We start from the raw sequence: 9,616 nt of genomic DNA on the forward strand, positions 1-9,616 counted from the left end.
GATTTCCCTTTCTGGGCACGATTTATGAAATAAAGCACAAAGGCAAAAAATAAAGCCAGAACTATGAAAACATTAAGCCGGTCCTTATCAAACCAGGGCGGGGATGAAGGGTTTGTGCCTTGGGCAAAACCATCAAGGGACAGGCAGAAAATAAAAAAAAGGATTAAGCTGAAAATTTTAAAAGGAAAACGCTTTTTCATTTTTTTTTAGTTAGATCAATTCTTTGATCACCTGATGAATCTTATAAGCGAAGGAAAATAATCCTCCAGAAACTGGACCCTGTTGATTAGTAGAGATACCCTTCCCATTACGGTTAAGCCAAATCCTGCTCCAAAACCGACCATCAAGTTCCAGATCCCTACCCTGGCAGCGAGACCCATCGCGCCTTTGTGTTCCTTGGAGAAAAAGAAGTAAATCAAGGAGCACAAGACCCCCAAAATGATCAAAAGATTAAAAATCCCGGTCAGGTTCTGGAAGTGTACTGGCAACATAGTGGAGCTCAGCTGTCTGAGCACATAGTTCTGCACGTAAAGGGGAACTGCCACGCCGGTGGCTATGCCCATATAGAAGGCGATGGAAAAACGGGAGATCCAGGAATATCTCTTGGAAAAACGGGTCCACATCAAAAGCCCTAAGAACCCGGGAATAAGATAATACCATTTCCCCTGTTTTACCACCGGCTCCCAGAGTTTAGGTACCAGACCATCCCATAAAAGGAGCGCGGCAAAATAACCCGCAGAAACCCCCACCACTATGTGCTCGGCGATCTTATAAAATGGGTTGTCTTTATATAGAAAGGAGAAGATACAAAAGGTCAAAAATACGGCTACGGTATTCCAGATCGCAGTTGTTAAATCAGTAACCATTACTCTTTCCTCCTTACCTTTTTATTTTTTCTTTTTAGACATAAAAAATCCGATATTTCCAATGAGGATGAAAGCGATAACCACTAAATGAGCCACAGTCTGAATGCTCATCCCCTCAGTAGCCTCGCCTTCACGCTTGGTCAATCTCTCATACTCGGATGCCCCTTTCAAACCACCTAAGATGCCGAAGACCTGACCGGATTGGAGAAAAGGATAATAGTCCGCGGTCATAACCCCGGTCACCCCTAAAGCCACTTTTGCCTTATAACGTCCGTTGGCATAATTTATCCAGTACTCGGTGATGTTACTTCCCCCGATGTCGATTATCCCTTTGACATCATCGTAGTTTCTCACCCCATCCATCATCGGCAGAGAATCTAAAGGAGTGCCATAGTAATCAGTAGGAAAAGGGATGCGAAAATTCTGGCCCATAGCCAGGATCACGATACCAAAATAGGGCTTATATCCTAAATAGACATAATCCACCCCGTTTTTTTTGTTGTACTCCTTGGAGATCTGGGAGATCAACTGTTCCGCCATACCCGGACCGTTCTGGGACAAAGCTGAGATTATCAGTTTTATGTTTTTAGAAAAAGCCTGCCTCATAATGGATTTGGCCATGGGATGCAATTCCGCCATGGCATTGGGGTCATAATCGATCGCCAGAAAAATTATCTCACCCGGCTGGGTATTCTCCACGAAATTGTAAACGCTTCTCACCTCAGGGGTGACATAGACCGGAACTTTAAAAGGTAAAAGGACCGGTATGATCACAGCAATGGCTACTGCCAAATAGATCCATCTCCGGTCTAACTGCATTAGCCTTTCATAAAAAGTCATCTTTTATTCCTCCATTCAACTATTGCTTTCAGCCGTTGGATTATAGCCTATCAGTCCTTTCCCATGTAAGCTCTCTCGATGCCGAAGATGATCTTCAAACAGGTAGCTGTGGCACCTAAACCTATACCTATCCAGATAGCTCTTTTGGCTGCCATATTTGGTACAGTCAAAATCCAGGAGGCCAGGGTTTGATTTATGCCGGAGAGTGGACCCAAAGGGATCAACCTCAGCATAATCACTAAAGCGGTTACCAGAAGAATTGTTGACATAACAGTTCTGGCCCTGAAGGCTCGATAAGCAGCTGAGGCGATGTAGAAAGCCAGTAAAGCGAACATGGTAGCCTGAATAGGGGTGTAGATATTCCAGAAGATATCCATGAACAAAGTCCCTTCGGCTATGCTTTGGTTCCCTTTATATATCCCCAAGAAAAGCATAGTAGCCAGTCCGACAAGGGTCATCACTGAAAACCCCCAGCCCGGGGCTTTGGTCTGGACCTTGGACACACTTACCCGGGTCAAGCTCCACAGACCTAAAAGCATGGCGAAGATCCCGATGATTATTATCCAGTCCATAGCATATTCATAAATAAACTCAAACGATTCGTGAGGTATAAAATACTGGATGATCATGAAAACGCCGGAGACGAATACTATTAAGATGGGAAGTTGTCTGCGCATCAGGGTTCTCCTATATTTTTACATTTGAACTGTAAACAATTTCAAAAAGAAGCCAAAATGAAAGCTGGCTGCCAGAGCTCCCAAGGCTAAGCTTAACATCACTATAGCCTTGGCTAAATCCTGAGCTTTCAAAGCCCCTAAAAGCAAAGGCTCCCTGCCTAAATAGGCAGATGCGGCATAAAGCTCCTCTCCGATTAAAGTGAAATCAGTTGCCGCCACAAAAAAAGGTATCTGGGCAAGTTCATCTGTGCCGGAGATCTGGATAGAGCCAGCCACTGAGCCGGTCTCAGCCAAAATCAAAGACTCGGCATAGAATTTCCCTAAATAAAAATTGGTTGCAGTTTTTTCTCTAAGCATTATACCATTAACTGCTGCCACATAGGCAAATTGCATGGAGGTCAGATAGAATATATTCTCCTCTTTGTACATGTCCGGCCTGCCAGCATCCAGATATCCTGCTTTTACCGTCTCCTGAGCAACAGACATAACGATCGGGTCATTACAGGGGACAATGATTTTGGTTTTATGCTCAGCTGTCTTTTTGGCAATTCTATTCAGTATGGTAAATGAGGCGATAGTAGCAATATCTGCCGCAGTTCCCAAGCCCAGGATATAAAGTATAGGTCTTCCCATCTCCGTAGCTCTACCGATAGCATCATCCACCGCATCTATACCTGCGAGAGGCCTTACGTAAAACTCTTTGCCCTTTCGCGCCAGACCTATGAAAGCCAACACCATTATGGTAAAGGCTAAAGTTCCCACAAATACCGGAAGCTTTCCGATATGGAACCACTGCCCATAGGCCTGGGCTGGTCCGATCACCTCAGATTCTGAATAAGATTTTAAGGTCTTGGCCCTGACTTTGTAATAGAAATCCTTGTGAGGAGGGAAATAATTTTTATCCTCCTTTTCCTTAGCACCTCTATCCTGATAGGTGTTATTACCAGCAGGCACCATCCCCCGGACTACAAACTCGCCAGCAGGTGATTCTGACCTTAAAATCTCGTATGTTGCCACATTTTTCTTGCCAGAACCGTCATCTGCTGAAAGCTTCCAGGCAACAGTGATGGAATGCCCGTTATCATTCGGAGTATCACCAGCCTTGACCTCAGTGGGAGGGGTTGGAGGTAGGGTGTCATCCTGAGCTAAAATCTGACTTAAAGGTAAAATCAGGAAGCAGAAAAACATCAAGATCAAATAAATTTTCAGGTTTTTCTTTCTCATATTGACCTTTCTGTAACTACTATATTTACATAAGTTAATTTCTATCGAATCAATCCCAGCCAGGTCCCCAAAAGAAAATCCATCCTGCCGATCAAAAGCGACATTCTGGACATAACCGTATACCCGAAAGAGGCACCAAAAGAAAGCATCAAAAACCAAATCCCCAGCTTGGCCAAACCGCCAAAAGCGCCCTTGTGTTCCTTGGAAAAGAAAAAGTAGATCAAGCCGCTAAAGGTCCCGATCACTATAACTAAATTGCCTATGGTCTGAGATAAGTTGCCTTTTACGTAAAGGGGGACGATGGTGTATTGCACCTGGACCATTCCGTTGCTCACCAGGTAACGGGTGAAATAAAGCCCGGCAGTCGTTCCCACCACCAAGGCTAAGGACCACCTGGAGAGCCATCCGATCTTTGGGAAAAGGCGTAGGAGCATCAGCACCCCAAAGATGGCTCCAATCATATAATAAAATCTGCCAGCGACCAAGTTATCTGCAAGCTTGGGCATAAAGACCTGCCAGAAAGTGGTCACAAACCAGTATCCTGCTGAGATCCCGACAAATAAAGATTCGCAAAACTTATAGAATGGATTGTCCTTATATAAAAAGCTGAAAATCCCCAGGGTGAGTAAAGCCGCTATCCAGATCCCGATCCTTTCCATCATCTTCTCCTCTTTATTTATGAACCTTTCTTCTTTCTGGTAGCAAAATAAGCGAAATTACCGATCAGGATGAAAAAACAGATAAGCGCATGGGACACTGATTGAGAGAACATAAATTTTACTGCCTTAGCCGGTTTTCCGGTAGCGATCTCGAATTCCGCCCCACCTTTCATACCGCCTAAAAGCCCGACGAGTTGTCCGCTGTTGAGATAAGGGTAAATCTGAGGAGCCTGGACTGCGGTGTTCCCGGCACCTAACTTTATCTTGTAAGGGTCGACCCCGAATAAGACCCATTCAACTGTTCCAGGATAACCGGCTGAAAGGTTATAGACGAAATCTATATTGTTGAAATTCTTGACCCCCTTCATCAGAAGAAGGTCCTCAGTTTTATTTCCACTGTAATCCTTAGGGAAGGTGACAGGAATATCGCTACCCATCCTCTCGATCACCACCTCGTTTCCGGCAGTATATCCTAAGTTCACGTAATCTATGCCATACTTCGGGTTTTTCTTCTTTATGTCAGGTTCATTCAGGATGATCTCTAAGGCTGAATTAGCCTGGATAGGCCCGTTAGGCCACAGCCCTATGATGATTATCTTTAAATCCCTCATAAAGCAGTAGCGGAAAAAAGACTCAGCCATAGGCTGTAATTCAGGCATAGAGCCCGGATCATAATCCAACGATACCAAGACCTTAGACCCGGGAGGTAAGGCTTCCAGGGCATTATGTAAATTCCTGACAACCGGCGTAACCTCAATATGTAATTTGACCGTAAAAAACAAAGGCAAGGCTACGGCAATAGCGATGAAAAGGAAGATTATCCTGCGGTCAAGGGCTAAGAGCTTTTCTAAAAAATTCATCTTCTCTCCTCAAAAACCTGTCTCATTCTCCGCTGGCAAAGGTCCTCTCCAGACCTAACAAAACCCGGAGAGAGGAGGAAACTATTCCCAGGGCGATCCCTATCATTATAGCCCGCTGAGCAGCGGTTTGAGGGAAATCCATAATCCAGTCAGTTATATTTCCCAACCTCCACCCTTCAGGAAGCCAGGAGGAAAGATAATAGCCAAACGGAACCCTTCCTAACATTACAAACAAGGCGGCGATTAGAAGTATAGTTGCCTCTTTGTTCCTGGCTCTAAAGGCTCGGTAAGAGGCTGAGGCTACAAAGAAAGCTAAAATGGAAAACATGGTAGCATTCAAAGGATAATAGAGCTTGTCATACAGGTAATAAAAAGTGGTGCCCGGATTCATAAAGCCCCTTCCCTCCCAGAAACCTACAATAACCATCAGGAAAAAACCAAACCAGACTACCAGGCTGAAAAGCCAGCCTTTTTTCTGGCGATAGACTTTATCCGCATTTACTTTCAGAAGATTCAAACACCCCAGCCAGATAGCGAAGGCGGCTATAATGAAGAACAGGTCCTCAAAAAAATCTCTAGAGTGGTTGAAAGGAGGATGGGGTATGAAATAGACGATTATCAAGGCAAATCCAACTATGGCAGTTATAGCTAAAGGGACTTCTCTGCGCATCTTAAGTCTTCTCCTGAAAAACTAACGGAATAAGAAACTCAAATCGTAAATGCCAAAGGTTATAAATAAAGAGCCGACTATTATGAAGAAAAGGAAAATAAATTTTCCCACGTCCTGGCCTTTTAAGCTTCCCAAAAGCTTCGGGTCCCTGGAAAGATAGGCTGAGGCGGCGAAAAGCTCTTCCCCGATCAGGGTGTAATCGCAGGCTGCCACGAAAAAGGGGAGCTGGGCTGGCTGAGCAGTCCCTGCGATCTGGATTGCTCCCACGTAATTGCCGGTCTCAGCTAAGATCAAGGATTCGGCATAGAACTGACCCTGCAGAAAGACCGCGGCTGGCTTTTCCCTTACGAAAAGCCCATCCACTGCTGCGGTATAGCCGAACTGGTCGTCAGTCAGATAATAGACCATGTTCTCGTTGTACAGATCAGGTCGGCCTGCGTTGGAATAAGCCTCTTTTATGGTTTCCCTGCAGGAGACCATAACCAGGGAGCGAGAGGTTGGAACTTCCAGTTTTGCCTCGTACTCTGCGGTCTTCTTAGCCACCTGGCCTAAAATGGTGACCGCGGCTATGGTCTGCATACTGTCCATATCCGATATTCCAGGAATATAGAATATCTTTCTGCCCATCTCAGTTGCCCTGCCTACCGCTTCCTCTACCGCCTCTAATCCAGCTATCTTGCGGATGAAAAGCTGTTTTCCGGATTTTGCCTGATTGATAAAATAGACAATGGACAGGGCTAAGATCAAAGCTAAAAGGAAAGTGTATCTTCTCCTCCAGTCAATCCACTGAGCTTTAGCTTTAGCTGGTGCGCTGGGAAGAGATTCTGAAAAAGATTGTATGCCCAGGGCTCTTACCTTATAATAGTAAGGCACTCCGTTATGAGCATGGGTGTCAAAATAAGTTTGTGCCCCAGCCGTGGTCTTGCCCAGAACCTCGTATTCTCCTTCACTCTCAGTTGACCTCAGGATCTCATACCCTTTGACTTTATTTTCTGCCCTGACTGTACCGATATCATCCAGAGATTTCTTCCAGGTTATGGTTATGCTCCCACCAGCATCATTGGGAGTATCTTTGGCAATGACGTCAGTGGGTGGGGAAGGAGGAAGGGTTGCCTCTTGACCTGTTGCGGAGCTGAATAAAAGAAGAGTGAAAAGAAAAAGAAAAGAAAAGCGGATCATCTGTTTCTTTTCCTGAGCTTTGGTCCTGAATCTACTTAACATGTTTGTAATGAGATTTTAGAAAAACTTTGCGGGGTCGGGAGCCCCGCCTACGAGAATGTCCGCCTCAGGCGGATCATTTCTTCGTAGGTCGGGCACCCTTGCCCGACTTCAAATCTCTATCTTCTCCAAGCTCCCACAAAAACAAAAAACCACTAATCTAAAAGTAAATTAGTGGCTAAAAAAGAAAAATGAGTTGCCCTGGCCTCTATTTCGAATCTTCTACGCTGAATAATCCCTTTCTTCAGAAAGAACCTCCGGGCATTAAAAAGGTTTCTTCATTTCGGCATTTAATTTATCAAATAAGTTTCTTTAGTCAAGAGTTTTTTACATAAAATAATCCCGCCTTGAGGGAAAAGCCGAATTATCGATGATCAGATATTAGCATGCCTCGTTTCACACCAAACCATCCTTCATTTCACAGTATTAACATACTTAGTTTCACGGTATGGATATGGATAAGTTTTGGTTCTGTCATAAAGGGTAGGTGTTGAGTAGTCGATTCCAGAGGTTGATTCACCATTTACCTACCTCCTCTTATTGATAGCTTTTGTAAGATTATCTAAATTAGTGACCACATTATCAATAGCTTCTTTGACACCCTTTATGCCTTCAGATATATTGTAAAAACGATCCGTTTTTACTTCCATTAGACCCTCTAATTCAGAAAAATCAATAAGATATTCATGTATATAGGTTTTAGTCCCGGTACTATTTTGATAGGAAACCTTAATTCGGAAGGCCGTTTTTATCTTCTGTTGGTACTCTTCCCCTGTGCCTATAGGAGTTAGGAAGAAACTCCGTTTCTGTTTAGGAGCAAGGCATTTCAGCCCGTTCTTGATGAAACCTTTCTGGGATAGTAAATGTCCCTTAAAGTATTCAAAGTCAGGATCCACTTTGAAAGTTATGTTTTCAGCTATTCCCAATCCCGTATTTTCGATAATAAGGTCTATCCAATTTATGGATTCTCCTCTTGGTTCGATGGTTATAGAAATTTCAGGCTGGGTTTGGGCTTCCCTCATTTTTCTTGTTTCAGACACCAGCCTCGCTGTTAAGATAACATAGGCAACGGTTGAAGCTCCTACCACTATAGAGAAAAAGGCGGTAATTGCTCCACTATTTTGGTTCAAGAATTGAAACATACACATAACGATCTACTGAATCCTGGTACTCGGAGTTTTAATCTGCCTTAAGCAATCCAATGATCTTATTCTTTGGTTCTTTTTTTAATTCCCATAGGGTTTTTTCCAGTGACTAGGAAAATAAATCGTCTTCGATTAACTTCATATACTTGTTTACATAGAACATATCAGGTTCCTGCTTAATTGGTCTGACCCTGATATCAAACTCGGGATTCTCCGGATCTGTGCTGTCGAATAAAATTAAGCCTATGCCAAAGATGAGGCAAAGACCATCGAGTCTTGCCGTATCCTCCTCTGAGGATTCTTTTGGGATTACTATATAGGATTTATGGCTAAACAGCTTATAGGAGCAGGCTTGACCGAAAGCAGTGATTAGGTCCCTTGAGTCTATTTTGATTTCAGCTGATACGATCTCAGTTGCCGGCTTGATGATATCGCTCTTGCGTGGTTCTCTGATCCCGACTACGTCGGGTGTTCCCCATTTGTCCTTAAACTTAGTCCCCCCTAGGGGGATTGCTTTTGTGCAGTCTTCTAGTACATTGACTAGCCAATCAGCAAAAGGTTCATAAAACTCTTCTTCTTTTACTTTAGCTACCGCAGAGCTGATTTTAGATTCTACGGGTTTACCGGGTTCGAGTTCTCTAAATGTGGTGTGGCGAAATAATCCTCTGGCTGGTTTGTAGATTTCCTTGGGTAGTCTTACGTCTAAATTCCATACCGTTCCATGGATAGTGTTCGTTGGTATATCCGGTAATTCGTCATGAATCTTGTTTACGAGTTCGGAGTAGCGGATACCATCTTGAAAACTTTTGATTATTTCCAAAGCCTTAAGGGTAATCGTTTCTTTTTTTGTGGTCATACTAAGCCCTCTTTAAGTTTTAATCACCTTTAAAGAATCCAATTAGCTTATCCTTTGGTCCTGTTTTTAGTTGTCCAAGAGTCGTTTCCAGTGCTCTACTGACAATATCAGATTTTGATATTCCCAGTTTCCGGTCCGTTCTCCGGAGATCCAGCCAGACGTCCTCGATTCATTAACCGCGTTTCTGGTAAGGTAAAAGGTTGCTTTCACTGGCTTGCCTGTCTTACCAGTTTGACTCTTTACATACCTTTATTCTTCCAACATCTCCACGTTTGCCCTGGGGATTATGGCTCTTTTTTTGTCTGCGAATTCTACTTCCAAAACCCGGGCTGAGGATTCTGACTCAAGTTTTTGTAAAGGTGAAGGAAGACCAACTACCTCACCTAATTTGCCGAAATAAGGCTCGCGAATTACCCGGACCGGGCTTCCGATCTGCAAGCCGATATTTTCAAATATCTCTGTCTCGATTTTCTGGTGGATATCACCAGCATAAGGGATCACCACCTCGGGCCTGATTACTCCTGCCCTTATCTGGGTGGCTCCATTTATGCAAACCATTTTCCCCTGTTTGGATTTTAGCAGTTCAAAAGTTCTTTCTGCC

General features: G+C 43.8%; 12 protein-coding genes. All 12 read right to left on the minus strand.

All coding sequences use genetic code 11. The features are described 5' to 3' along the window. A partial coding sequence (locus MUP17_00920; GenBank protein ID MCJ7457537.1) for a hypothetical protein occupies positions 1 to 200 on the minus strand: 200 nt, incomplete at its 3' end. A gap of 27 nt (positions 201 to 227) precedes the next feature. Further along, positions 228 to 866, minus strand: a complete 639-nt coding sequence (locus MUP17_00925; GenBank protein ID MCJ7457538.1) for a hypothetical protein — start codon at positions 864 to 866, stop codon at positions 228 to 230. 21 nt (positions 867 to 887) lie between these two features. Beyond that, complete coding sequence (locus MUP17_00930; protein ID MCJ7457539.1) at positions 888 to 1,706, minus strand: hypothetical protein; 819 nt, start codon at positions 1,704 to 1,706, stop codon at positions 888 to 890. A 50-nt stretch (positions 1,707 to 1,756) separates the two neighbouring features. Next, positions 1,757 to 2,383: a hypothetical protein gene (locus tag MUP17_00935; protein ID MCJ7457540.1), complete on the minus strand. Its 627-nt coding sequence runs from the start codon at positions 2,381 to 2,383 to the stop codon at positions 1,757 to 1,759. An 18-nt stretch (positions 2,384 to 2,401) separates the two neighbouring features. Then, on the minus strand, positions 2,402 to 3,607 hold the full coding sequence (locus MUP17_00940; protein MCJ7457541.1) for a fibronectin type III domain-containing protein: 1,206 nt from the start codon (positions 3,605 to 3,607) through the stop codon (positions 2,402 to 2,404). Positions 3,608 to 3,648: 41 nt separating this feature from the next. Next, positions 3,649 to 4,269, minus strand: a complete 621-nt coding sequence (locus tag MUP17_00945) for a hypothetical protein (GenBank protein ID MCJ7457542.1) — start codon at positions 4,267 to 4,269, stop codon at positions 3,649 to 3,651. A 14-nt stretch (positions 4,270 to 4,283) separates the two neighbouring features. Beyond that, positions 4,284 to 5,126: a hypothetical protein gene (locus MUP17_00950; protein ID MCJ7457543.1), complete on the minus strand. Its 843-nt coding sequence runs from the start codon at positions 5,124 to 5,126 to the stop codon at positions 4,284 to 4,286. 22 nt (positions 5,127 to 5,148) lie between these two features. Further along, on the minus strand, positions 5,149 to 5,796 hold the full coding sequence (locus MUP17_00955; GenBank protein MCJ7457544.1) for a hypothetical protein: 648 nt from the start codon (positions 5,794 to 5,796) through the stop codon (positions 5,149 to 5,151). 21 nt (positions 5,797 to 5,817) lie between these two features. Continuing rightward, positions 5,818 to 6,975 carry a fibronectin type III domain-containing protein gene (locus MUP17_00960; GenBank protein MCJ7457545.1) on the minus strand — a complete coding sequence of 386 codons (1,158 nt, stop codon included), beginning with the start codon at positions 6,973 to 6,975 and terminating at the stop codon, positions 5,818 to 5,820. Positions 6,976 to 7,541: 566 nt separating this feature from the next. Beyond that, the gene (locus MUP17_00965) at positions 7,542 to 8,156 is read right to left on the minus strand and encodes a hypothetical protein (GenBank protein ID MCJ7457546.1); all 615 of its coding nucleotides are present in this window, start codon (positions 8,154 to 8,156) and stop codon (positions 7,542 to 7,544) included. 112 nt (positions 8,157 to 8,268) lie between these two features. Beyond that, complete coding sequence (locus MUP17_00970; protein MCJ7457547.1) at positions 8,269 to 9,015, minus strand: hypothetical protein; 747 nt, start codon at positions 9,013 to 9,015, stop codon at positions 8,269 to 8,271. Between the two features lie 249 nt (positions 9,016 to 9,264). Further along, positions 9,265 to 9,616 (minus strand): hypothetical protein (locus MUP17_00975; GenBank protein MCJ7457548.1); only part of this gene is annotated, 352 nt, incomplete at its 5' end.

Source organism: Candidatus Zixiibacteriota bacterium (assembly GCA_022865345.1).
Classification (GTDB): Bacteria; Zixibacteria; MSB-5A5; order MSB-5A5; family RBG-16-43-9; genus RBG-16-43-9.

Excerpts from the sequence above, each read along its gene's own strand:
- MUP17_00970 (MCJ7457547.1), bottom strand. The coding sequence starts at position 9,015 with ATGACCACAAAAAAAGAAACGATTACCCTTAAGGCTTTGGAAATAATC.
- MUP17_00950 (MCJ7457543.1), bottom strand. The coding sequence starts at position 5,126 with ATGAATTTTTTAGAAAAGCTCTTAGCCCTTGACCGCAGGATAATCTTC.
- MUP17_00955 (MCJ7457544.1), bottom strand. The coding sequence starts at position 5,796 with ATGCGCAGAGAAGTCCCTTTAGCTATAACTGCCATAGTTGGATTTGCC.
- MUP17_00935 (MCJ7457540.1), bottom strand. The coding sequence starts at position 2,383 with ATGCGCAGACAACTTCCCATCTTAATAGTATTCGTCTCCGGCGTTTTC.
- MUP17_00940 (MCJ7457541.1), bottom strand. The coding sequence starts at position 3,607 with ATGAGAAAGAAAAACCTGAAAATTTATTTGATCTTGATGTTTTTCTGC.
- MUP17_00925 (MCJ7457538.1), bottom strand. The coding sequence starts at position 866 with ATGGTTACTGATTTAACAACTGCGATCTGGAATACCGTAGCCGTATTT.
- MUP17_00965 (MCJ7457546.1), bottom strand. The coding sequence starts at position 8,156 with ATGTTTCAATTCTTGAACCAAAATAGTGGAGCAATTACCGCCTTTTTC.
- MUP17_00930 (MCJ7457539.1), bottom strand. The coding sequence starts at position 1,706 with ATGACTTTTTATGAAAGGCTAATGCAGTTAGACCGGAGATGGATCTAT.
- MUP17_00960 (MCJ7457545.1), bottom strand. The coding sequence starts at position 6,975 with ATGATCCGCTTTTCTTTTCTTTTTCTTTTCACTCTTCTTTTATTCAGC.
- MUP17_00945 (MCJ7457542.1), bottom strand. The coding sequence starts at position 4,269 with ATGATGGAAAGGATCGGGATCTGGATAGCGGCTTTACTCACCCTGGGG.